Below are 24,922 nucleotides of genomic sequence, written 5' to 3' on the forward strand. Positions count from 1 at the left end.
TGCAAAGTGTTTTGAGCTCAAAAGTAAATAAAGTTTGATTGCTGATTTATTAAGCGGAAATGACAACATGTCATAGAGGCTTCAACTAAGTGAAACACAACTGTCATATTTGGATTCTAAAGTGAGCACCGTTCAAGTGAAACACAACGGCAATAAAGCCACTTAAAGGAAATTGTGATGAAAAAGACAGTAATCGGTGCAATCGCACTTCTAGGCGCAATGGCAGTGACTCCTGTTTCTGCTAAAGAAACTATCTCTGCAGTGGGTTCTAGCAGCGTAACTCCACTGATGGAAGTTTTCTCTGAAACATACATGAAGACAAACCCGAACGTATTTATCGAAGTTCAAGGCCCTGGTTCATCTGCAGGTGTTAAAGCAGCGAAGAACGGCTCTGCTGACCTAGGTATGTCTTCTCGTAACCTAAAAGATTCTGAAAAAGAGCCAACGCTAAAAGAAGAAGCAGTTGCTCTAGACGGTATCGCAGTTGTTGTAAACCCACAAAACAAGCTTAATGGCCTAACAGCTGAGCAAGTTACTGCAATCTACAAAGGTGAAGTAACAAACTGGAAAGACGTTGGCGGTGCAGACAAGCCAATCGTTGCAATCACTCGTGATACGGCTTCTGGTACTCGTGGTGCATTCGAAGACATCATGAAGCTAAAAATGAAAATTTCTGGTAAGAAAGTATCGGCAATCTCTCAACGTGCTCAAGTTGCTAACGGTAACGGCGCACTGAAGACAATGGTTGCTTCTAACCCATACGCAATCGGCTACATCTCTCTAGGTACAGTTGATGGCTCTGTAAACGCACTTCCAATTGATGGTATCCAAGCTTCTGTAGACAACGTGAAAAACGGTTCTTACAAAGTTGCTCGTCCATTCCTTGTTCTTTACAAAGAAGGCAAGCCATCAGCTGAAACTCAAAAATTCCTAGACTGGATGCTAACTGAAGAAGCGCAAGCGCTAGTTGACCAAAAAGGTTACATCTCAGTTCACTAATCCCATCGGGACTCTAAAGTTTGCTCAGCTCACCATTTCGGGCTGAGCCTTTTCTATCCATTGTGTTCGACGCCATTGCCAAGAACCGTGAGATTTTTATGACCATCGCAACAAATAGTGAAAAGCTTATGACTACTGACGCTAAAGCGATCAGCAAGCCAGGCCTGCGCGAAAAACGCCGCGTTGACTGGAAAGAGCGCATCTTCCACGGCTTGTTCCTAACGAGTGCTGTAATCGGCATCGTATCATTAGCAGTTATCGCATACTTCATCGTTCGAGAAAGTATTCCAGCATTCCAAGAAGCGGGCGTCTCGGGCATTGTTCTAGGCCAAAACTGGCTACCACCAGCACTTTACGGTGTTGCAACCATGATTGTTGCTTCCATCGTTTCGACGGCAGGCGCTGTTTTAGTCGGTGTTCCAGTTGGTGTCTTGACCGCTATCTTCATCGCTGAAATCGCACCAAAGCGTTTGGCTGACATCATCCGCCCAGCGGTTGAGCTGCTAGCCGGTATCCCTTCGGTGGTTTACGGTTTCTTTGGTCTGGTTATTATCGTTCCATTGATTCAGAACGTATTTGATGTGCCAGCCGGTAACACTATCTTGGCCGGTATCATTGTTCTTGGTGTGATGATTCTACCAACGGTAATTACGGTATCTGAAACGTCTATCCGCGCAGTTCCTCGTACTTACAAAGAAGGTTCTTTGGCACTGGGCGCATCGAAAATCTACACCATCTTTAAATTGCTCGTTCCAGCGGCTCGCTCAGGCATCATGACAGGTGTGATTCTGGGTATCGGTCGTGCGTTGGGTGAGACCATGGCGATCATCATGGTAATGGGTAACGCGCCGGCAATGCCTGAAGGCATCCTTGATTCGGCACGTACGCTAACCGCAAACATCGCTATTGAAATGTCTTACGCAAGTGGTGTTCACGCGAACGCACTTTACGCTACAGGTGTGGTACTTCTGGTCTTCATCATGTCGTTGAACGCTGTACTACTGTACCTAAACCGAGAAAAAGCGAAGTAATCGCTCGTTAAAGGTGACTATTATGGATCGCGCAAAACTGAAAAAAGCACGCCAGTTCAAAGATAATGTCTTTAACGCATTTGTCTGGATCTCGGCAGCATTGACGGTAGGTTTCTTGTTCTGGATTATCTGGTACATCCTATCAAACGGTCTACAACACGTAGATTGGAACTTCATTACTGATAACTACACGCGCACAGGTGAAGAGCACGGTATCTTCCCAATGATTGTGGCGACTATTTACATGGTTATCGCATCTATCGCAGTGGCAGCACCACTCGGTATCATGACGGCAATCTACTTGACCGAATACGCGAAAGTGGGCAGTCGTTTGGTGAAAATCATCCGATTCTGTACCGAGTCATTGGCGGGTATCCCGTCGATCATCTTCGGCCTGTTCGGTATGACTTTCTTCGTGGCGATTCTTGGCCTCGGCTTCTCGATTCTGTCGGGTGCATTGACGCTAAGTATCCTAATACTGCCAGTTATCATCCGTACCACGGAAGAAGCTTTGATGGCAGTACCACAGACGTACCGTGAAGGCTCTTACGGCCTAGGTGCATCTAAGATTTACACTATCTGGCGTTTGATTCTTCCGAGCGCAATGCCAGGTATCTTAACCTCGGTCATTCTAAGTATTGGTCGTGTCATTGGTGAGTCTGCTCCAGTATTCCTGACAGCAGGTATGGTTGCACGTATTCCGGATTCTCTATTGGATTCAGGTCGTACATTAACCGTTCACCTATACAAACTGACTACCGAACTGTTTACCATTGAAGAATGGAATCAGGCTTACGGTACCGCGACAGTTCTGATTGTTGTTGTTCTATTGATCAACATGTTCACAAAACTGATTGCACGACGTTTTAACACCGCAACTTACTAACGAAACGAATTAAGAACGCACGTTAAAAGACACGAATTCAAGATTTAAGAGATTAAGAAAATGAACAAGTTTGATATTGAAAACCTAGACCTATTCTACGGTGAAAACCAAGCACTGAAATCGATCAACCTGCCAATTCCTGTTCGCCAAGTGACGGCGCTTATCGGTCCTTCTGGTTGTGGTAAATCAACACTACTACGTTGTTTGAACCGCATGAATGATCTAATCGAAGGCGTAAAGATCACGGGTAAGCTGTCAATGGATGGCGAAGATATTTACGGTAACATCGACGTTGCTGACCTTCGCATCAAGGTGGGCATGGTATTCCAGAAGCCAAACCCATTCCCAATGAGCATTTACGAGAACGTGGCTTACGGTCTGCGCGCTCAAGGCATCAAAGATAAGAAACACATTGATGAAGTGGTTGAAAGTTCACTTCGCGGTGCAGCACTTTGGGACGAAGTAAAAGACCGTCTTAAGTCACACGCATTTGGTCTTTCTGGTGGTCAGCAGCAGCGTCTTTGTATCGCACGTACCATTGCGATGGAACCAGATGTGATTCTGATGGATGAACCAACATCGGCACTTGACCCAATTGCGACGCACAAAATCGAAGAACTGATGGAAGAGCTGAAGAAGAACTACACCATCGTTATCGTAACGCACTCAATGCAGCAAGCGCGTCGTATCTCAGACCGCACCGCGTTTTTCCTAATGGGCGAATTGGTTGAGCACGATGACACACAGGTGATCTTTAGCGAACCAAAAGACGACCGTACTCAAGGTTATGTAAACGGTGACTTCGGTTAATCAACCTATTTATTGGCATATACACAAATAACTATAAGCGATGGTACTCTTGCCCCTCTTGATGAGGGGCTTTTTTTCATCGTTAGGCTGATTGTTTTCTCAACATTAATAATCTTCATCATGAATCATTTTTGCGTCGATATTTTGCAGTATGTAATTCTGATGAAACATCTGTCTAAAAATGTTGAAAGGTTCTCGAATGTGAAATTAAGTCCATATTTTTTGCGAAAGACTTAACAGCTCAACTTGGATTCCATTGATTGCATATCACCAGCTAAGTAGTTTTTTATTGAAAATAAAAAAGTAGATTAGGTTGGCCAGGTGAGTTTAAAAAGTTTTACGAGGACGGTTTCTTCCACGAGAGACCACAGATTATTGGCGGAGGCCATATTCAAACATCTAGAGCAGCACTTTTCTCCAGGTGCCATTGCTATTTTTGATGACCCGTTAACGAACTCGTCTGGCTCGGTAAGGTTCTCACGAGGTGATTTGTTCCCTATTCAAGAATATCCGCAAGCCTTTTGGGAATGGGCAAACCAGTTTGATACCTCAGAGAGCATCATTCCCTTGGCTATCAATACATGTAACTGGAACCATGCCCAAGATTTGGGGGGCGAGAGCTACATTATGATGCTCGACAACACGCCAATTAAACGTACCTACCTACTTATCCAAAACGTTCAAGCCCGCTCCGCCCACAACATCTATGAAGAAAGTTACGATGCAATGCAACTGTCAGCGGCTCGCTGGCAATGTATTCGTGCAGAAAAGAACGCTTCCCTTGAAATGAAGCACCGTGACGTGCGTGAAGCTCAGTACGTGGATGAGCTAGGTCAACGTGAGCGTTTTATCGAGAACATGAAACTGGTGCAGCAAGTCGCGCTGGATATCTCCAATCCTGACTCCCTAAAAGATCTCTATTTAAAAGCGGTGGAAGCACTGCGCGAGCGATTGGGCTTTGATCGTTCAACCCTGATGTTGCTAGATATGAAAAAACGTAGCTTTAGCGGTACTTATGGCACCAACGAGTCGGGCAGCACGATTGACGAGTTCCACACTCAGTACGATTTACATCAATTAAGTGAAGAGTACATTGCGGCGCTTTCGAGCCCGGAACGTAACTTAGTTATCGTCGATGATGCACCCATTTATACCGCGGGCAAAGTCGTCGGGCAGGGGTGGAATGCGATGTTGATCTTGCGCGATGGTAATGAACCTTTTGGCTGGTTTGCTTTGGATAACTTTATTCACCGTAAGCCGATTACCGCTTACCAAAAACAGATGTTGGAATCCTTTGGCTCCTTATTCTCACAGATCTTCATCCGCAAACGCCAAGAACAAAATGTACGTATGCTTCATTCCAGTATGGTTGAGTTGTCGCGCTGTACCACGGTAAGTGATGTGTGCAAATCCGCCGTCACATTTGCGATTAAGAATTTAGGCATCGACCGAATGGCGGTGTTCTTAACCGATGAAAACTGCTCTTATATGCAAGGCACTTGGGGAACCGACATCCAAGGTAACGTGGTTGACGAATCTTACTTTTTTGGTGAAACCCAAGACTTCTCTTTGATTAACTTAGCCCGCTCGATGCCAAACGAAGTTGCTTTTGAGGAATCGGTTCCTATCTATCATGACTGTAAAATTGCGGGCTTTGGCTGGGCGGCAATGACGGTGTTGACCTCGAACAGCAGTGGACCCATTGCCTTTATCGCGGTTGATAACCTTTTGACTCGTGCTCCTCTGACTTCTCAATTGCGTGAAGTGATTCGAATGTTTGCCTCCAGCTTGGCTGAGGTTCTTCAACGGACACAAGCGCAAGAGGCCATCCGAGAGTTGAATGAAAACCTAGAGCTCGAAGTTAAGAACCGAACCAAGGAACTGCAAGAAGCGAATCGACAACTGGAGATTTTATCCAAACTTGACCCATTAACGCGCTTAGGTAACCGCCGTATGCTGGAGCATGTGATGCAGAAGTACTGTTACCTCGAGCATGATGAGCTCATGTCTTTTGGCTTGATTCTTATCGACATTGATCACTTTGGCTTGTTTAACAATCATTACGGGCATTTAGAAGGCGATATTGCGTTGATGCGCATTGGTAATATCCTCGAGCACCATACTAAAGATGAAGACGAAGTCTTTTGTCGCATTGGCGGGGAAGAGTTTGTCTTGTTGATGATTGGATCGAGCCAAGAAGAAGTTCGATTACGTGCTGAGTGCATTCGTCGTTGTATTGAGGAAGAGGGTATCAAGCATTGTCATAATCCAGAAGGCGAATTGCTGACGGTGTCGGTTGGCTATTCTTGCTATCAGGCGCAAGGAAAAGACTTCAATTTTGACCATCTCTATCAGCTTTCGGATAAAGCCCTTTACCAAGCCAAAAATAGCGGTCGAAACTGCGTGCGCATGTTTGAGGCAACAGACCAAATCGTGGCTTAGGTAAGCAGGCTCGAATAAGAGAGAAATAAAATGGCAGCTCGATGTGAGCTGCCATTTGTCGTCTTAGTATTGAAAGAACTCACTAGAGCTTTTCTAGTTGATGGCTAGGTTTGCTTTTCTTCTCTTTAGCCAGTTGTTTGACCTTGGCGATCAGAGAGTTAGGTTTCCATTCCTGTTGAGTTGAACTAAAGCGAGAGTGGTTCATCAAATTCAGTTCTTCTTTCACGGCTTTCACTGCTTCAGACTCATTTCTGAGGTGGTGAGTGTTTAAGTAGTCGTTAACTGCTCTTTCAATCTTGACGCTATCACCTTGTTTGATGATGTTTTCTAGATCTTGCAATGATGAGCCGTGAGTCGACGTCTCAACTTTTTCTGCCTTTGGCGCCCCACGTTTTTTCCAAAGCCCAAACGCAATCGCTGATGAGACAAGCCACAGCAAACCAAATACGAATGTCAGCGTTTTCCAGATAGAATCCACACCACCTTGAACCACAGGGGCAGACGTTGTCGCTGGTTGTGCTGGTAACGCACTTTCTGGCAGCGTGATTAAGCCACTATCGCTTTTCTCGACATTAAGCTTCAGCGATGTGATATCCGCTTGTCTTGCTTGGTCACGGTTACTGTCCCACCAATTTAGGCTGTAACCCGGCAGGGTAAGATCGCCAGCTTCAGTCGGAATTAACACCTGTTTGACTGTCATGGTTACTGTTCCATCGCGGGAGGTTTCAAACTGAGGTTGCTCTGGATAAACACGCAAAGTACTAGGGTAGACGATGCCAATGCGAGGTAAATATTCTGCCTGAGTTCCGCGAGCTCGGATGCGGATCGTGCGTGTGATCGATGTGCCCTGTTTTACAGTGTTAACTGCAGTCGCTGATAGTGGATTACCTTGCTCATCTTGCCAGCTTTCTGTCATTTCCAGAGCGGAGGCTGGTAGCCAGTTACCTTTAAAATCCTTCGGAATAGGCTTCACAGTAATCGGCATTTGCTCTGCTTTGGTATTGATTGGCATGACCTTGGTAGAACCAGTCAGGCTGTCGCCGTAGATGTAAGAACCAGTCAAACGAGGGCCCATCAGTGTGTAAGATCCCGGCTTTTCAGCCGTGATGTTGAAAGCTTGCTCCACAACCGTAACTTCAAGCCCATCAATGATGCGCTGACCTTGCTTCATGTCACTGGCTGGCTCAATTTTCATTCCTTCAATGCTTGGTGGTACGATTTGCGGATTATCTAAGCGACGAGGATCGACTTTTATCGCCAGTTGCATGCGAAGTGTCGCTGACTGCTGTGGATACAAAGTGTGGCTATCGACACTCATATCGAAGCTAAACAAATCTTCTAGGCTAGGTTCTGCTTGGCTTTTGGTTACTCGTAACTTAATTGGCTCGGTCTTCATACCGTCTGCAGAAAAGCTCGGAATGGTGACGACGCCTTCTTTCATCGGTGCAATCGAGATGCTCCATTCCGTGCGAACGGTTTTGTGGCCATTAATGTTATTGCTTGAACGACCGTAACGAGGCTGCCCTAAAAAAAAGTCTTGTTTCAATACATCGAAATCAATCGCGTCTGAGCCAAGCTCGGTATCTGCCATGATCCTTAAGTTGATCACTTCGTTCTTCGCCACCTGAGTTTTGTTTACACTGGCTTGAAGGCTTTGTGCGAAAACCGAAAAGCTAGTCAGTAGGCTGGCCATTAGAACAAAGACCAGTTTGGCGCCTTTTTTCATCATGGACTTACCACTCCTTATTTGATTGTTGTGGACGCTGTTTTTGTTGCGCTTGAAGTTGCATTTGAGCTCGAATCAAGAAGCTAGGGTCACGTGCGCTTTCTACCGCTTCGAGGCGGCGGAATTCAGGATCATCCTGAGGCGTTTTTTCTGGTTGAGCTTGCGCCTGTGTAGGTTCACCTTTTTGTTGTTCACCTTGCTTTTCTACTTCGTGTTCGGCCTTTTTCTGCTTAGCTTTTTGCTCGGATTTCTCATCTTCTTTTTTATTTTCAGTATCTTGCTGATTTTGTGACTGCTGTCCTTGCTCTTGTTTAGCATCATTCTGAGACTTTTGTTGCTGCTGTTGCTGCTGTTGCTGCTGTTGCTGCTGTTGCTGCTGTTGCTGCTGTTGCTTCAGTTTCTCCTCTACAACCGACAGGTTCTTTTTCGCAGCTTCAAAGTCAGGTTTTTCTTGAATTACGTTTTTATAGAGCTCTGCCGCATCCTCAAGTTGTCCATTTTGAGCAAGTGCGTTTGCCAAGTTGTAACGGCCATCAAGGCTTGGATTATTGGAGAATGCTTCAATCGCGCTTTCGTAATCCCCAGCTTGGTAGCTTGCTGCACCTTTCCAGTTAGGATCAGTGAAGGTACTTTGGGCTTTTTCGTATTCACCTTGTTGATAAAGCTGTTCACCTTGTTGGTTCTGATTCAAGAACGCATTGGCTTCTGCTTTCGGTGTCCAACTCATCGGTAGTACGGTCGCTACCAATACCCAAATCATGCCGCGTCGGAAGAGTAGGGCAGCAGGAATCAACAGCAGAGGTAGCAACCAGAAACCACCGTTCAAGCGAGAGTCGGTTTTCACGTCTTCACTTTGCTTGGCGGCAAGGTTGTTACTCGCGTTATTAGTAAACGCGGCAATGTTCTCAACATCACGGTTATTGTGTTGAATTGGCACAAATAATCCGCCGGTCTCTTTGGCTAACTTCTGTAAGTTTTTCAGGTTAGTCTTCGCTACCACTGTGTTGCCTTGTCGGCTCTTCATCAAAGAACCATCCGGAAGAGCAATTGGCGCACCAGTTGATGTGCCGATAGCGAGTACTGACACACGAATGTCTTTACCGTTTAATAACGCTAATGAGCGAGACAATTCGGAATCATCCAAATCATCTGCTAGTACGACGATGTCACCTTGATTTACGCCCGCTTGAGTAAACTGACCAAGCGCGGTTTCAATCGCTGATGGTAAGTTGGAGCCTTGATAAGGCATTAACTCAGGAGACAAGTTTTCGATGATGCCTGCAAGTGTGCTGGAGTCAGTCGTCAGTGGACTTAACGTATAAGCATCGCCCGCATACGCGACTAAACCTGTTGAACCTTCTTTCCATTTCGGCAATAAATCCAACGCTTTATAGCGCGTTTGAGACAGGCGATTTGGCTTCACATCCGTTGCGTACATAGAGCGCGACATATCCAGAACTAACACTCGGTTTTGGCTTAGTTCAAAGCTTGGTCGTGTGTTGGATTGCCAACTTGGGCCTGCTAAAGCGATACAAGCGATCGCCCATGTTATTCCCCATATGGCAAAGTAGTGTTTAGTTTTCACTGAATGACCAAGCATTTTTGCCAAATGAGGCGCAATCAACGATGACTTTTTGGTTCTGTATTGGCTGTTAAGGGCAAGGACGACAGGGATGACGAGCAAACCCAATAACCAATACGGATTTAGGAAAGTAAACTCAGCCATGTTTTCTCCTTAGAACAAACAGGAACACGGAAAGCATAAGTGCAGCACCTAGTGGGTAAGGGAACCATTCTGACTGAGGACGCCATGTTTGCGTATCGCTAGAAACTGGCTCTAGTTGATTAATGGTGTCGTAGATAGTTTCAAGTTCTTTGCCATCACGCGCTCGGAAGTATTTACCACCGGTCATCTCTGCAATCTTGGTCAGCGTTTGCTCATCAAGGTCTGAGGCGGTATTGACTTTGCGAGTCATGAAGAAGTCTTTCACCATCATTTCACCAGCGCCCACTCCTACGGTGTAGATGGTTGCGTTGTATTTTTTAGCGATTTCAGCGGCTTCAAGCGGATCAAGGACACCAGCAGTATTGCTACCATCACTGAGCAAGATCATCACACGTTGTGGTGCGTCACTGTCTACAAAGGTTTTAGTGCCTAAGCCGATACCATCACCAATCGCAGTGCGCTGACCAACCAAGCCAATGACGGTTTGATTGATCTGTTGCATCACGGTTTTACGGTCAGCGGTTAACGGCGTTTGTAGATAAGCGTGATCACCAAATAGAACCACACCTAAGCGGTCACCTTGGCGTTTTTCTACGAAATCAGATAAGACTCTTTTGACGGCGGTTAGACGGTCTATGTATTCACCGTTGTCGTTCATGTCTTCTTTCTGCATAGAGCCAGATAAGTCGACCACTAACATCATGTCACGGTATTTCGGTTGGAACTCAACCGGATCGCCATACCAAACCGGGCGAGCACAAGCGACAACCAACAGAGCCCATACGCCAATAGACAGGAACTTTTGTACGAGCTGTTTTGGTTTGTTGCTGTGTTTGTTGTCTGGCAGGTACGCCAGCTTAATTTCAGCTTGCTGAGTCTCTTCAGGGAAGAACTTATAAATCAGCCAAGGTAGGGGCAGTAACAATAATGCCCACCACCAGACAAACTCAATGTTCAACCACTGAGAGAGGCTCGAAACGAGAGTTGCCTCAGTCACGAGTTTTTGCCTTTTTCTTTGGTGGCAATGCGGTTTCAATCCAGAAAGCACAATCATCAATTAAGGCTTGATGTTGCTCTTGACCAGACTTTTGATACAGCGCCGCTTGCCACTGTTGTTGTTTATCGACAAATCGAGTTTCTTTAGTGTAACTATCAAGAAACTCGTACCAAGCAGAGCCTGTTAATGGCGCAATTTCCTCACGAGGGAAGTAACTCAAAGCCGCTTGGCGAAGAACCTCTAATGCAGAAGACGGTGTGTGTGGTGTGATCGGATTGGTCAACAGTTTCAATGCGGTCTTCTTGGCAACAAGACGCTTTGTACGCCATCTTAAGTACAGTACGACGATTAAGATGGAGAGAATTACACCGCCCAGAACAGCCCACCATCCCCAAGCAAGTGGGAACCAATCTGGTGCATTTGGCAGGATTAAAGGTTCAAGGTTTAGGCTTTGATTATTCGTTGTCATTATTATTACTACTGCTTGAATGATTTGTATGTTGTTGCTTTGATTAGCTTAACTGCTGAACCAACGGTAACCCGCTAGACAGACTGTTAAATGGAATCGCCATTGAATGACACTGCTGTTTGATGGCTTGCTGATGCTTAACGAAGTGAGATTCCAACTCTTGGCGCTGTCCTTTTGAACCGAAATTAAACCACTGACTTCGATGACCATCGGATGCTTTCGCTTGGCCTCGGAAGTCGGTTTCGCCTCGCTCTAAAGGATCATAAAACTGCACTGCACGAACGCTGTTGTGTTGCTTTAATCGACGCAGTTGAATCAGCTCTTTCTCCTCCACTTGAGCAAAATCACTCAGCAGAATAAGCTCACTGCCTTTCGGCGTCAGGTTGTGTAGCGTTTCAATTGCGCTCATGTATGGCAACGTGCGTGTGCTGTCAGCTTGTTGATTCGTAAGCAATTGATTGTGAGTATTCACTATCGCGTCAAGAATTCTCAGTCCTTGCTTTTGAAGCGAAGAAGGGCGGAACTCAATACACTGGTAACCATCATCTATAACCGCGCCGATGCGGTCTTTCTTGGCTAAAGTCAGCCAAATCAAGACGCTAGCGAAGTGTGCCATTTGAACTGACTTCAATACATATTGCGATCCAAAGTGCATGCTTGGGCTCAAGTCGATGTACAAGATCACCGCTTGCTCTTTGTCTTCAGCAAACAACTTGGTGTGCGCTTTTCCCGTTCGAGCCGTGACTCGCCAATCGATGCTGCGAATGTCATCACCCGCTTGGTATTGGCGCACTTCCATGAAGTCCATACCACGACCTTTTTGACGGCTGGTATGGTTACCGCTCATTTGCGACCAAATACTCTGTGCTGGTGGCAGCCAACGAACCGATTGAGTGCGATATTGAAGCAGCTCTTCAAGGGTTAATGTCACCCCATTCGCATGAGGTGGCAATGCATATGATGCAGACATGTCACCTACCTACGTTATGCGCTACCTACAAGGTTAAGAAGCTTGTCGATAACCTGATTTGCTGTAATGCCTTCTGCCTGAGCGTGGTAGCTAAGCAGCAGACGATGGCGTAGTACAGGGTAAGCCATGGCTTGAACATCTTCTGGTGAGACGAAATCACGACCTGCCAGCCACGCATGAGCGCGAGCACAACGGTCAAGCGCAATCGTCGCACGTGGACTCACACCCATAGATAGCCATTTCGCAAGCTCTGAGTCGTACTCGCTTGGCTGTCGAGTCGCCATCACAAGACGAACGATGTATTGCTCGATTGCGTCTGCCATGTGGATGTTGAGCACTTCTTTACGTGCGGTGAAGATGTCTTCTTGGCTCAAGCTTGGGCGTTCAATCGTCGCTTCGCCTTTTGCCTCACCACGGTTGATGCGCAAGATTGCCAGTTCATGGTCTGCATCTGGGTAATCTACATCAAGGTGCAGCAAGAAACGGTCAAGTTGCGCCTCTGGCAGTGGGTAAGTTCCCTCTTGCTCGATTGGGTTTTGCGTTGCCATCACCAAGAATAGCTCTGGCAGTGCGTATGTGTTTCGTCCTGCGGTCACTTGCTTCTCAGCCATTGCTTCAAGCATTGCGGCTTGCACTTTAGCTGGCGCACGGTTGATCTCATCAGCAAGGATCAGTGAATTGAAAATAGGACCAGACTGGAAAGTGAACTCGCCTGTTTCTGGACGGAAGATATCGGTACCCGTCAAATCGGCTGGCAGTAGGTCTGGTGTGAACTGAATACGGTGGAAATCACCCTCTACACAATCCGATAGAGATTTCACCGCACGGGTCTTAGCCAATCCTGGAGGGCCTTCAACCAAGATATGCCCATCGGCAAGTAGAGCAATGAGAAGCTGTTTAACGAGATCATGCTGACCAATGATCTGAGACTCTAAGTAGCTTTGAAGAGTTTCGAAGTTTGTTTTGTGCATTTTTTGGACTCTCTGGTATCCATATGATTCTTGTTTTGAGTATTGGTCACTTCTTCTAAGGGAAAAGTTCCAGTACGCACATGCAATTTATCTTTTCAATATTGGGTTATTGCTATGTTTTACAAGGTCATGACAATGACTTAGGGCTACGGAAAGCCCTAACCTTAACAAGTGCTCATAGTGCGTGTTTCAATGTCAGCCAAAAATTGTCGTCTTCGTCAGCATTTAATGAAACTGTCGCCTCTTTTGTGATGTTGTGTCCAACCTGTGTCACTAACTCAAACAAACGAATTTTCTTACCACTCAAGCTGTAGGTGTATTGAGGCACTAAATTGACAAACCAATCGTCACTCATTTGCCAGCGAACAAAGCTATACAAGGTAACGATAGGCGTTGTTGGGAAAAGGGTATCTCGTAATTGTTTGTCGTCTGTCCAAGTTGAGCCATATAACATGGCAGGGTTGATACGAATGGTCTCTGAAATGGGAATGATTTGAATGGCTCCAATGGAAGCTCTGTTGATTGGTAATAGACCCGCGTTGTTCCGTTGAGCGTCAATAAATACGCCCGTACCAGACGACTTATAAATAGAAAAGTGGCGTAAGTGTACGGTTTCAAAATCATCTTTGAACTGCAGGAAACTATTATGCCCAAAGTGACTATCGGGACGATTAAAACTTAGCTGACCGATGGCACCATAGCCATTGGTTCCTGAACGAAAGCCAACAAATGAGCTAAGTGCGGTTGGATCATCAAGTTCATCGCGCTGGTCAGACTGGTTGGTTGGGGAGGCATACACTGTTGCAACTAAAGAAATGAACAGCAGTAGGCACAGTAGCTTTAATATCATGGCTACCTCGATATCTTCGTTAATGAGTGGTGAGATGGCAGGGAGGGGAGCCCTGCCATCTGGGTTGACGTGCTTGGCGATCAGTCCTGTGGACAGGGGAACATCAGTTCGAAATTGTTCGTCGTGGTATAAAAGGTTCTTGGATAGTACTCTTTCATCACGGGTGCGATGTCTTTGTCTTGCTGAATGTTCTGGATAGCGTGCTTGAACTTCGGTGAGGCGAGCATGTGTCGAATTTGAACAATGGATGCGTCTTCATCAATGATGCCATCGCCATCGTCCGCCATAGGTAGCCAGCCAATGCCACATTGAGCAAATGCGTTACGCGGTCTATCTGATGCGCGGCTTACTGCAATGGTGTAATACCCGTCTTTGTCTACAGGAATATGTTCATCATACAAACAGTCATTCACTTTTGTAACGGCAAAGCCTTTATTTGAACAAACGGACCAGTAGCGAACCTCGCCTCCTTCCATCTCTTTGTTGCTGTGAAACGTCTTTGGCGCGGTCGGTGCTTTGGCGCGCAAAACAAATACTGGCCCATGTTTACGGTTAACAACGGTTCTTATGTAATTGTTGTCCAAGTTTGGATAAAAACCGCCGGAACTGCGTCGAGCTTCTGGATTTATCTTGCCCGTGTAAATGCCAAGTAGGCTTTGTCTGTCTAATTGTATATGCCATGTGGCGGGGTTGGTTGCAGGGAAGCCAGCAGGTTTGTTGGGTTGAGTAACCAACTGACGATACTTCTCAACCGGAATGCCCAGAGCATTGAGTTGCGCTTTTAAAGGCTGGCTGCTACTGAGAGCGTCACACGCCTCAGGTCCACGGAGCTCTTTTCCTGAAGCGAGCGTAACGACGGGTTCAGGTAGGGCTGTGTTGCCTGTGCCATCCGTGTTTTCGTCTTTTGCGTAGATACGGTAAATCAGTACTTGTTGATTGGATGCCGATTTTGGTGTGTGAAGGGCGTCTGTTTCAAAACCTTCGCGCATTTGACCTGCGGTGTAGTCGCTTTGTGGCTCTGAATCAAGCACCTTTACTTGATAACTTCTGAATAAGCTATCTCGCTGGTTTCCCTTTCTAAAAGGGTTCACGCTGCTTTTATTCGGTTTAATCATGTAGTCTGGGAGAGACTGAACTGGCCTGCCACGGTCATCATAGCTGATCAGTGACATGTAGCGAGAGTGGGGGAATTGCCCCTCCAATCTTAGTTTTGCACCCTCTGGCACGGTAAAGGCCGCTCCCCAATATTTTACTGCTGCGTCAGGATAGGCCACATTGATGTAGGGATCGGCGGACACTGGACCATAACGGAAGAAACAGGTTCTTTCTCCAGGAATTCCCTCAAACGTATCATTTGCGACGGCCGTTGTTGTCCAAACTACACTGCTTATTAATGCTGCTGCGATGGAGCCATGACGGATCCATCGGTTTAGTTTTGTTACGCATGGCATTTGCATTATTGAATCCTCGTTCCACAACCTTGTGGTTTGTCTCTCGTATTTTTATGGGATTAATTGTTAGTCTTGTTGTAACAATTGATTAACAACTTATCAGAGGTAGGATTGGAACAATGTCTAAAATCTTACAATCTCAATTTAGCCATTGGGCTGAGAGGGAAGAGCAGTATTCACAAGTTGAGCTGCTACTTAAGAATGATCCTACCTTGGCGAAGCTAAATGACAGCGCGATTGAAGAAATGGCAAAGTCGGCAAAAGTTGAAGCATATAAGGTCCCAACGCTGTTGAACTCTGCCCATACGTCGGTTGATACCATGCGGCTGGTTGTGGCTGGTCATATAGAGTTAGTGAGTTGCAGTGCCAGCGGTGAAGAAGCATGCATTGCGATACTGGGGCCGGGAAGTTGGTTAACCTGGTTGGGGTGCTTTGAAGATGCGCCGACAAACCATGATTTTTACTCTTCATCTGATGCGGTAACCATTGCCATTCCGGTTAAGAAGATGCGTGATATCGCACAGCGTTATCCTCAGCTGTATCAAATTGCTATTCATGAAATCAGCTTTCGCTTCAGGCTTTTAATGGAGTGGACGACGGAGTCTGTTTTGTTAAAAAACGAATTCAGAGTCGCGAAGTTGTTGTCTCTTGTTAGCCGTTTAAATGCCCCACATGGTGAGCACACTCCAATTGTGTACACGCAAGATAAACTGGCCCACCTTTCACGATGTACGCGGCAAACATTGAGCCGTTCGCTACAACAACTTGTTAAGCAAGGCATCATTACTATCGGTTATCGTCGTATTGAGATAGTTGACGATGAAAAGCTCAGTGCGTTCATTCTTGAGGGGATGCCAGATTGAGCATAGTTATCTGGTGATGATAGTCACATTAAGGAGTTAAATTATCTTACTAAACAATCTATTACATTGGGTTTGCATAAAGTTGTGAGAATTTTCTCTAGTTTTGTCAGATAAGGCCGATAAAAGTGTCGTGCTGTGCATAGTAAATTTATATGCGCAAGGTTGTATTTATTCAGAATGCAGATAACTAGTGATTCTTTTAAAGGTCCAGATATGTTGAAACTTAGCTCTTTGAGTATCAAACAAAAGGTTGTACTCGGTATTACATTTGCAGTGCTTGCATCAACGATTATTGTAGGGGTGATGGCACAGCGTCATGCGCGAGACGTATTAAGCCATCGCCTTATTGATATTGAATTGCCTGCGATGTTGCAGCAAATCAATACGGAGATTGACCGTGAAGTTGTACAGATGCAGCAAGCGGCAAAACAATTGGCGACCAATGAATTTGTTGTTGAAGCACTATCGACGACAGACCGTAACCCAACAGTCGAAGCGCAATTAGTTCGCCAACTAAATAACGTAAAGTCCCAATACCAGTTGAACGATGCTTCTGTCGCGAACAGACAAAGTGCTTATTACTGGAACCAAAACGGTTTCCTACGTCAGCTTAATCGCTCGCAAGATGCTTGGTTCTTTGGATTCACCTCTTCTGGCCAAGATACGTCTGTAAGCGTATTTCAAGAGGCAAATGGCGAAGTAAAAATGTTCGCGAACTACCAAAACGTCAATGGCATCTCAATGTCTGGCCTGTCCAAGTCAATGGACGATATGGTTTCGTTACTAAATGGCTTTAAGATTGAGAAAACAGGCTACGTTTTTCTGACCAATAGCAAAGGTGATATCCAGATTCATCGCCAGCAAGGTAAGAACCAAAGCTCTATCAACCAATTGTTTGGTCGCGAAGCTTCTCAGTTGCTCAACAAAAATCACTTCAATTTAGTAACGACAGAATTTGAAGGACAAGAGATGTTTGTCTCGAGCTTGTACGTGCCTTCAATGGATTGGTTTGTCGTTGGTGTTGTACCAGTAAACGAAGTATTTGCTGACCTAGATGCAACCGCCGAGAAAATGTTATTCACAACAGCGATCGTCGCGCTGATCTTCATTGCGATGGGCGTTCTTCTTGCAAACAGCATTACCAACCCAATTCGTCAAATTGCTGACCGCTTCACTGATCTTGGTGAAGGTGAGGGTGATCTGGCTCAACGAATTGAAATCAAAGGCAACGATGAGATCGCTCAACTCTCTAAAGGCTTTAACGGCTTTATTGAGAAGATCCATGCAACCATGAAGGAAGTGTCGCTAACCAGTGGTGCTTTAAGCCAAGCGGCAGACAGTGTTTCAAATAAAGCAACGTCTACGCATGATAATAGCCAAGAGCAACGTGACCAGACGATTCAGGTAGTGACGGCCATTAACCAGATGGGTGCAACGATCAGCGAGATTGCTTCAAACGCGGCAACCGCAGCTGATACGGCAAACCAAGCGTCTGATAATACGCAGACTGGCCGCCAAGTGGTGACGCAAGCAAAAGAAGTGATTAGCCGCCTTGCTGGTGATGTGGAAACGACAAGCATGGTAGTGACCCAGCTTGCAACAACCACCAAAGATATTGGCTCTATTCTGGATGTGATTCGCGATATCTCTGAGCAAACCAACTTACTTGCGTTGAACGCAGCGATCGAAGCGGCTCGCGCGGGTGAGCAAGGTCGTGGCTTTGCGGTGGTAGCTGATGAAGTACGTAACTTAGCGTCACGTACGGCTGATTCGACTGAAGAGATTCAAAAGATGATTAACCAACTTCAAAGTGATGCGCAAGATGCAGTAACTGCAATGGAAGCAGGTAAAGCAGTGACGTTTGAGGGGGTGGCTTCAACTGATGAGGCTGTTGTTGTTCTAATGAATATCTCTGAACGCATTGCGGATATTTCGGATCGTAATACTCAGGTTGCAACGGCAACAGAAGAGCAATCGACAGTGGTGCATACCATCAACCAGAACATCGAAGAGATTAATGCGATCAATGAGATGACGACAGCGACAGCAGAAGAACTTGCTGGTGCAAGTCGAGATCTGCAAGAATTATCATCTCGCCTAGATAAGATGGTTGGTAGCTTCAAGCTGTAGAGTTGGATAGAATAGACCTAGTTTACAAGTTTAACGACTCGATATTTAGGTAAGTACTATGAATGATTTCGAAAAAGAACTAGCACAGATCTCGCAAGAAGCGTCTCAAGAGCCGGAAGTAAAGCTACCAACTCTTGAAGAGCAGAAGCAAATTGCGGCAGAGCTCAAGAAGTTAGAAGCTGAAGGAAAACTGACTCCAGAAATCCTTGAGCAATACTTTGGTAAGTTCAATCAGAAAAATTCAGTGCCAGTGCATTAATAAAGGGGGAGTTTGATACTCCCTTTTTAATACCTATCCATTTCCTCACACCTTTTATCTACATACCAATCAATAATTTAGTCTTTGCTACTACTTTTTTTCATACTTGACAATAGTGCCTCTCTAACTAAATCTATGCCTTATTTCACTCAAAATGACTAAGGGCATCGATCAAGATGGAGAATCAAAATACAAGGAAAGTGATCTTAATAACGGAGGACAGCTTACAGTCTTCATTGTTAAAAGATGTGCTAGAGACTAAGCTCAACATCAATGTTCAGTTGATCTCTCCTGAAAAGCTCGATACTCAGCCTGAATCGGTCAGTTCAATCTCTGCGATATTGTTGGATTACAGTGTGATATCAGACGAGGTCTTCTCTCGTTACATGGAGTTTAAAAAAACGGATCTCAAAGACACGATAGAAGTTCTTATTAACTGCGATAAATCGATTACAACGGAAGAGTTGTTTGTTTGGCAATCATTGGCTGGCATCTTCTACACTTCTGACGACATCAGTACGTTACAAGCTGGAATAGGAAAAGTATTACAGGGTGATATGTGGTTTAGCCGTAAGTTTTCTCAGCAATATATCACGCATTTACGTCGACACAGCAGACCACTTAATAAGACCGTTCCCGCAATTTTGACCAAAAGAGAACAGCAAATCATTACCTTTTTATCTATGGGGGCTTCGAATCAACAGATCGCTGAGCAGTTATTTGTGAGTGAAAATACTGTCAAAACTCATCTCCATAATATCTTTAAGAAGATTGATGTGAAAAACAGAGTGCAAGCATTAATTTGGGCAAAAGAGAATATTTCTGATATCTCGCTGGCAGTATAAACCAGAAAAGTATTGCGGTTATTTTTGATAAAATGCGATGAATATCTAGTAAATTAGAGTGTCTGATAAAAAGTGTTTCTTTTATGAGAAACACTTTTTTTGTTTCTGATTTTTGTGAAAATACAATTCAAAAAAGTAGCAAATATCTCTACTCTATCACCTAGCACTTAGATATGAGATTAGGTGCTCAGCGATAATTATTAAATTGATAATTTGATGTCAGTGAAAGTATGAGAAAGACTATGGAACAATATAAGGACCAGCCAGAAATCCTAATGATCACTCAGCAAAGTTTGCAGAGTGAAAACTTCAAGGAGATGCTTTCTAAGAAAACAGAAACAAAAATAACCATCATCGATAGTAAAAACCCAAGTTACCACGAGTTGATTCCTGAACAGTATTTCTTACTAGTAGATTTTTCAGTAGATATCCCTTCTGACACTTTAGTTTATCTGAAAGATAGTGAGAAAGTACTTGGGACCATTATGTTGAATTTAGGTCATGAGCTAGATACTGAAGAACTTGCATCTTGGCCTCATGTAAAAGGTATATTTGGCCCTAGTGATTCAATGGATAAGTTGTGCCAAGGTCTAAGTGCGATCGTCAGTGGTGATAATTGGCTATCGCGTCGTTTATTGGAGCAACTTCTTACTTACTATAAAGGTAAAGAGTCTAACTACATTATTGAGCCAGCAATAGAAGTAGAGCTTACACGTAGAGAGGTTCAAGTTCTTCAGATGCTTAAAGATGGTGGTTCTAATATGGAAATAGCGGATTCACTATTTATCAGTGAGCACACGATAAAATCACACCTATATAATATTTTCAGGAAGATTGAAGTCAAAAACAGAACGCAAGCAACCAGTTGGGCAAAAAGAAATCTTTAGTACTTTTAGTACTAGGGTCAACCTTATGTATTTAAAGGTTATTATCTCTTAAAGTACCAAATATTAACGTTTATGCGTCATAACCCGACTAAAATATCATCCCATATTCAAACTTGTTCTGAATGCTTTGTTTATTAGACTTTTCACGTCTGGAGCAGTCTTTACCAGATTTGGAATTAAAAGGTCTATTCAAATATAAAGCCAAGAGGGACATACAATGAGCACAAATGATACATATCTCGGTGATGCGGGCGAAAATCACGAAATCGCTGATTTCGATGGTGGTAACGATGTATTCATCGGTTTTGGTGGTAATGATTCATTTGTTGGTGGTGGCGGTGACGATTTTGTCGTCGGTGGTGCTGGTGACGATCGCCTAACAGGTGGTGCTGGAGACGATATTTTAATGGCTGGCACAGGTAATGATTACCTAGGTGGTGGCACTGGAAGCGATTTACTACTTGGTCTGTTAGGTGACAACAAACTTAACGGTGGTGTTGGCGAGGATCTGCTTGTTGCTGGTTCAGGCGATAACATCTTGATCGGTGGTTCAGGCGCAGACAAGTTTATTTTCACGGATAAATTTGAAGGTCATGGTGAAGCTAAAGTGGTTGATTTCACAATCGGCGAAGATTCTTTGCACATCATCAGTGACTCTGTCACATCATTCTCTGATTTAACCATTAGCTACGACGCTAAAGGTAACGCTGTCTTTACTGATGGCGCAGATCTGACTGTCAAATTGATTGGTGTTACGCAAGAAGACATCAATACCTATGGCAGCGACTTGTTCATCATTTAAGTCATCCTATTAGGCGCTAGCGGGTCTAGCGCCTAAATATAAAAATATGTGGAAGTAATCGTGCAAAATACGGTTTTCAAAGAAGTTAAACAAAAACTATGCACGCTGACGGGCCTGCTGATTGGTTTTAGTTTATTTATAAATTTATTGGTGTTCTCTATCCCTCTGTACATGTTGCAAGTGTACAACCGCGTTATCTCTTCCTACTCGATTGATACCCTCTTTTTATTGACAGTGATTGTTCTGGCTGCGCTTTTAACTATGTCGCTGATTGATATCGCGCGAGCTCAGATGAGTAAGTCGTTTGGGTATTGGATTGATTCAAAACTTTCGGTATTTATGCTCAAACGAAGCATTCAGTACCAAACACACACGGGCAAAAGCTATACATCTCAGGTGTTGAGAGATATCCAAAATATTAAAAGCTTTCTCAGTAGCCAAGCGCCTTATCCTTTGCTTGATGCACCTTGGACCCCGGTTTTTATACTTTTCGTTTATTTGCTGCACCCTGTTTTGGGCCATATTGCGTTAGGGGGCTCAATTGTTTTGTTTAGTTTGGGCGTGATCAATGAGCTTGTGACTCGAAAAACCATGCAAGAAAGTGAAGTTCGATCGATATCTCACATCAATCAAGCAGAAATGGCGACTCAAAACGCGAATTCAATTATGGCTATGGGCATGATGAATGCTTTTCTGGAAAACTGGTACTCACGTGTTAATGAGTCGAATCAACTGGAACAACGTGTTACTGGTAAGTCGATTTACCTCGCTAACTTTTCGAAGTTCGTACGCGGCTCCCTTCAGATATGCTTATTAGGTGGTGGTGCTTGGTTGGTCATCCAACATGAGATTACCGCAGGTGCGATGATCGCCAGTTCTATTCTAATGAGTCGCGCACTCTCTCCGATGGAGCAAGCGATCGGTACATGGCGCAGCGCGATGTCTGCCAGAAATGCTTACAAGCGTTTATGGGAGATTGATCGGATTGTTAAGCAAGATGAATCTGACATGCCTTTGCCTCGTCCAAAAGGTCACTTTGAACTGACGGGGTTAGCTTATCGTCACCCTGGAGCATCGGAACCTGTATTATCAGCGATATCACTGTCGATTCCGCCAGGTGTTTCTGTGGGCGTTATTGGCCCTTCCGGAACGGGAAAGTCAACGTTTGCAAGACTACTACTCGGAAACATCAAACCTTTGGCTGGCAAGGTCACCTTAGATGGTATGGAAGTATCAACGTGGGCTTCAGAAGACAGAGGTTCTCACTTTGGTTATTTAGCTCAGGAAGTGGAGTTATTCCCCGGAACAATTCGAGACAATATTGCACGATTCAAAGATGAAGACCCGGCAAAAGTGATTCAAGCTGCTCAACTTGCAGGGTGTCATGAACTTATTCTTAAGAAAAACAAAGGCTATGACTTTACCATCGGGGAAAATGGCCGCGGCTTATCCGGTGGAGAGCGACAACGCATTGCTCTGGCAAGAGCCGTTTACGGTGACCCTTCTGTTGTCGTGTTTGATGAAGCAAACGCGAACCTAGATGGAGAAGGTGAGGCGTCATATCAACGTCTAATAGCACACCTCAAGTCTCAAGGCTCAACAGTGGTTGTGATTGCTCATAACCCAAGTACGTTAAGGCAAATGGATCGACTTCTGTATTTAGCCGACGGACGAGCTAAGTTATACGGAGCGCGAGACGAAGTGTTGAAGCGTTTGATGGGAGAAGATAGAACAGATATACCGAGGGTGCGAAATGAGCAATCAACTGCCAACCGTTAATGAACTTGCAGCAGAAAAAGTATTCCGCTTTTTGCCCTCTTCGGAGCTTCACTTAAAAGGCCCGATTTTATTAGGTGTCTTAACGCTAAGCCTGTTTCTGGGAGGGTTAGGTTATTGGGCTGCCACGGCGAAACTGGAGAGTGCTGCTATTGCTTACGGTGATCTATCGGTATTAAGTAAGCGTCAGGAAATCCAACACTTGGAAGGTGGCATTATTGAAAAGCTCTATGTTCAAGAGGGCGATTTAGTAGAGAAAGGGCAATTGCTCCTTCGGCTTTCAAAGCGCCAAGCCAATGCGAAACTTGACTCTCTTGGCGGTCAGTATATTCATACGATTGCTAAAGAAAACCGTTTGAATGCGGAGTTAGATGAGCTACCGGACATCAACTGGGCTCGTGACCTTGAGACCATTCAAAATGGAGAAATTGTCGCCGAGGCCAAGTTGGTCCAAAGCAAGATTTTCGAGGCTAGGAAACGCTTTTTTGACAGCAAGTTAAACATCATTGCGCAAAGTATATCTGGCGCAAATTTAGAGCTGGATAACCTCAGTGAAACGAAAGTCATTGAACGTGAACGCTTGAAGTTTATTGAAGAAGAGATAGCCAGTAATCAAGCGTTGGTACAGAAAGGTTTCTCTGGAAAGTCGGCGTTACTTCAGCTCAAACGTCTCGCTGCAGAAGTACGTAGTACGTTGAGCCAACTTGATCGCCAGTCGCTCACCGTTAGTAAGCGACTGGATGAAAACCAAGCAAAGATAGAAGAGCTAAAGCTAGAGCGACTCAATGAAATTGTCGAGGAGTTACGCAACACCAAGAAAGAGCTCGTGTCTATTCGGGAGGAGTACCGTTCGGCAAAAGACATTGTTGCACGTACCGACATTGTCGCTCCTATTTCTGGCAGAGTCGTCAATATGCAGGTCTTTACTGAAAAAGGTGTCATTGGTTCGGGAGAGACGTTGCTTGAGCTGGTTCCTCAAGATGACAAGCTGCTGGTGGAGGCTCGCGTGAGTCCCCAAGACATCGATTTAATTACACCGGGGCAACATGCTCAAGTTCGTTTGACGGCTTTGAATGCGAGAACACTCGCGCCCTTGGATGGTACAGTGTTAACAATTTCAGCAGATAAACTGTCTGAACAGAACCAAGATGACTTTTATCTTGCTCGCATCGCTTTGTCTCAAGAGGACGTCGCAAAGCATAGGCTGACATCAGGTATGAATGCAGAGGTACTGATTTTATCTGAACCAAGGACACCGCTGAGTTATTTGGTTAAACCATTAACGGAAAGCATGAATCGCGCATTCCGAGAAGATTGATGGATAACTTCTGTTTGAAATCTCATCACAGTGTTCACGCAAATAAATAATCCATTACGCCAGTCACATTTTGCGGCGTTGTGATGTGCTTTGATGCGTTTTTACTTTGGTGAGATGGTGTAAATAATGAGAACAGAAAAAGAAAAAATGTTGGCAGGTGAGCCATACGATGCTTGGGATACAGAGCTCTACCAAGCAAGAATTGGATGCCGAAAAGTTCTGCAAAAACTTAACAACAGTATTCCTGATACCGACGAATGGCGATGCGCAATTGACGAGCTTATTCCTGATTCAAAGGGGGTCTACCTTGAGCCTCCTTTTCGATGTGATTATGGTTCTAACATCAAAGTGGGTAAAAACTTCTATGCCAACTTCAATTGCGTGGTGTTAGACGTGGCGGAAGTACATATTGGAGATAATGTTCTATTTGCTCCTAATGTACAGATTTACACTGCAGGACACCCTTTGGATGTCAAAGGCCGTGTAGAGGATGGCGTTGAGTTTGGCACGCCGATTACTATTGGTGACAACGTATGGTTAGGCGGCGGCGTGATTGTTTGCCCAGGTGTGACTATCGGTGAAAACTCGGTAATTGGCGCGGGCAGTGTAGTTACGAAAGATATCCCACCGAACGTAGTTGCTGCAGGAAATCCATGTAAAGTAATTCGTCCAATCGAACAAAAATAATCGAATTGGTAGCTTATCTCAGGACGG

General features: G+C 44.9%; 22 protein-coding genes. 14 read left to right on the top strand and 8 right to left on the bottom strand.

What is annotated here, in order from left to right:
• The first annotated feature begins 177 nt into the window (after positions 1 to 177).
• The 5 genes from KHO06_RS19105 to KHO06_RS19125 all read left to right on the top strand — a co-directional run bounded on the left by KHO06_RS19105 (position 178) and on the right by KHO06_RS19125 (position 6,168).
• Complete coding sequence (locus tag KHO06_RS19105) at positions 178 to 999, top strand: phosphate ABC transporter substrate-binding protein (protein WP_005432164.1); 822 nt, start codon at positions 178 to 180, stop codon at positions 997 to 999.
• Between the two features lie 98 nt (positions 1,000 to 1,097).
• Complete coding sequence (gene pstC / locus KHO06_RS19110; protein WP_009704934.1) at positions 1,098 to 2,030, top strand: phosphate ABC transporter permease subunit PstC; 933 nt, start codon at positions 1,098 to 1,100, stop codon at positions 2,028 to 2,030.
• Between the two features lie 22 nt (positions 2,031 to 2,052).
• Positions 2,053 to 2,916, top strand: a complete 864-nt coding sequence (gene pstA / locus KHO06_RS19115; RefSeq protein ID WP_005441059.1) for a phosphate ABC transporter permease PstA — start codon at positions 2,053 to 2,055, stop codon at positions 2,914 to 2,916.
• 60 nt (positions 2,917 to 2,976) lie between these two features.
• Positions 2,977 to 3,726 (top strand): phosphate ABC transporter ATP-binding protein PstB, encoded by a 750-nt coding sequence (pstB, locus tag KHO06_RS19120; protein WP_005432159.1) that lies wholly within the window; start codon positions 2,977 to 2,979, stop codon positions 3,724 to 3,726.
• A gap of 375 nt (positions 3,727 to 4,101) precedes the next feature.
• Positions 4,102 to 6,168, top strand: a complete 2,067-nt coding sequence (locus KHO06_RS19125; RefSeq protein WP_212583149.1) for a GGDEF domain-containing protein — start codon at positions 4,102 to 4,104, stop codon at positions 6,166 to 6,168.
• Positions 6,169 to 6,250: 82 nt separating this feature from the next.
• On the opposite strand, the gene KHO06_RS19130 is transcribed toward KHO06_RS19125, so the two are convergent.
• From KHO06_RS19130 to KHO06_RS19165, 8 genes are all read right to left on the bottom strand, one after another.
• Positions 6,251 to 7,897, bottom strand: coding sequence for a BatD family protein (locus KHO06_RS19130; RefSeq protein ID WP_212583150.1), 1,647 nt, complete (start codon positions 7,895 to 7,897; stop codon positions 6,251 to 6,253).
• 4 nt (positions 7,898 to 7,901) lie between these two features.
• Positions 7,902 to 9,620 (bottom strand): VWA domain-containing protein, encoded by a 1,719-nt coding sequence (locus KHO06_RS19135; RefSeq protein WP_212583151.1) that lies wholly within the window; start codon positions 9,618 to 9,620, stop codon positions 7,902 to 7,904.
• A complete protein-coding gene (locus tag KHO06_RS19140; RefSeq protein WP_212583152.1) occupies positions 9,613 to 10,617 on the bottom strand; it encodes a VWA domain-containing protein in 1,005 nt (334 codons plus the stop codon). The genes KHO06_RS19135 and KHO06_RS19140 overlap by 8 nt, the downstream gene beginning before the upstream one ends.
• Entirely contained in the window at positions 10,610 to 11,086 is a 477-nt protein-coding gene (locus tag KHO06_RS19145; RefSeq protein ID WP_045376297.1) for a DUF4381 domain-containing protein, read from the bottom strand. Before KHO06_RS19145 ends, KHO06_RS19140 begins: the two co-directional genes overlap by 8 nt.
• 43 nt (positions 11,087 to 11,129) lie before the next feature.
• Positions 11,130 to 12,056, bottom strand: coding sequence for a DUF58 domain-containing protein (locus KHO06_RS19150; RefSeq protein ID WP_212583153.1), 927 nt, complete (start codon positions 12,054 to 12,056; stop codon positions 11,130 to 11,132).
• Between the two features lie 14 nt (positions 12,057 to 12,070).
• Entirely contained in the window at positions 12,071 to 13,027 is a 957-nt protein-coding gene (locus KHO06_RS19155) for a MoxR family ATPase (protein WP_047478114.1), read from the bottom strand.
• Between the two features lie 175 nt (positions 13,028 to 13,202).
• A complete protein-coding gene (locus tag KHO06_RS19160; RefSeq protein WP_212583154.1) occupies positions 13,203 to 13,877 on the bottom strand; it encodes a hypothetical protein in 675 nt (224 codons plus the stop codon).
• Between the two features lie 80 nt (positions 13,878 to 13,957).
• Entirely contained in the window at positions 13,958 to 15,334 is a 1,377-nt protein-coding gene (locus KHO06_RS19165) for a hypothetical protein (RefSeq protein WP_212583155.1), read from the bottom strand.
• Positions 15,335 to 15,447: 113 nt separating this feature from the next.
• Here KHO06_RS19165 and KHO06_RS19170 point away from each other — a divergent pair, with 113 nt between their 5' ends.
• From KHO06_RS19170 to KHO06_RS19210, 9 genes are all read left to right on the top strand, one after another.
• Positions 15,448 to 16,191 (top strand): Crp/Fnr family transcriptional regulator, encoded by a 744-nt coding sequence (locus KHO06_RS19170; RefSeq protein ID WP_144421250.1) that lies wholly within the window; start codon positions 15,448 to 15,450, stop codon positions 16,189 to 16,191.
• A 213-nt stretch (positions 16,192 to 16,404) separates the two neighbouring features.
• The gene (locus KHO06_RS19175) at positions 16,405 to 18,321 is read left to right on the top strand and encodes a methyl-accepting chemotaxis protein (protein ID WP_005432141.1); all 1,917 of its coding nucleotides are present in this window, start codon (positions 16,405 to 16,407) and stop codon (positions 18,319 to 18,321) included.
• Between the two features lie 58 nt (positions 18,322 to 18,379).
• Positions 18,380 to 18,580 carry a hypothetical protein gene (locus tag KHO06_RS19180; protein WP_005432140.1) on the top strand — a complete coding sequence of 67 codons (201 nt, stop codon included), beginning with the start codon at positions 18,380 to 18,382 and terminating at the stop codon, positions 18,578 to 18,580.
• Positions 18,581 to 18,756: 176 nt separating this feature from the next.
• Positions 18,757 to 19,425 (top strand): LuxR C-terminal-related transcriptional regulator, encoded by a 669-nt coding sequence (locus KHO06_RS19185; protein WP_134976129.1) that lies wholly within the window; start codon positions 18,757 to 18,759, stop codon positions 19,423 to 19,425.
• A 230-nt stretch (positions 19,426 to 19,655) separates the two neighbouring features.
• Positions 19,656 to 20,312, top strand: coding sequence for a LuxR C-terminal-related transcriptional regulator (locus KHO06_RS19190; RefSeq protein ID WP_038889144.1), 657 nt, complete (start codon positions 19,656 to 19,658; stop codon positions 20,310 to 20,312).
• A gap of 217 nt (positions 20,313 to 20,529) precedes the next feature.
• Positions 20,530 to 21,114 carry a calcium-binding protein gene (locus KHO06_RS19195; protein ID WP_045396290.1) on the top strand — a complete coding sequence of 195 codons (585 nt, stop codon included), beginning with the start codon at positions 20,530 to 20,532 and terminating at the stop codon, positions 21,112 to 21,114.
• A gap of 60 nt (positions 21,115 to 21,174) precedes the next feature.
• Positions 21,175 to 22,893 carry a type I secretion system permease/ATPase gene (locus KHO06_RS19200; protein ID WP_212583156.1) on the top strand — a complete coding sequence of 573 codons (1,719 nt, stop codon included), beginning with the start codon at positions 21,175 to 21,177 and terminating at the stop codon, positions 22,891 to 22,893.
• Positions 22,868 to 24,208 carry an HlyD family type I secretion periplasmic adaptor subunit gene (locus KHO06_RS19205; protein ID WP_045376305.1) on the top strand — a complete coding sequence of 447 codons (1,341 nt, stop codon included), beginning with the start codon at positions 22,868 to 22,870 and terminating at the stop codon, positions 24,206 to 24,208. The genes KHO06_RS19200 and KHO06_RS19205 overlap by 26 nt, the downstream gene beginning before the upstream one ends.
• Positions 24,209 to 24,334: 126 nt before the next feature.
• Positions 24,335 to 24,895, top strand: a complete 561-nt coding sequence (locus KHO06_RS19210; RefSeq protein ID WP_212583157.1) for a sugar O-acetyltransferase — start codon at positions 24,335 to 24,337, stop codon at positions 24,893 to 24,895.
• The last annotated feature ends 27 nt before the right edge of the window (positions 24,896 to 24,922 follow it).

Source organism: Vibrio sp. B1FIG11 (assembly GCF_905175335.1).
In the GTDB taxonomy this organism is placed as follows: domain Bacteria; phylum Pseudomonadota; class Gammaproteobacteria; order Enterobacterales; family Vibrionaceae; genus Vibrio; species Vibrio campbellii.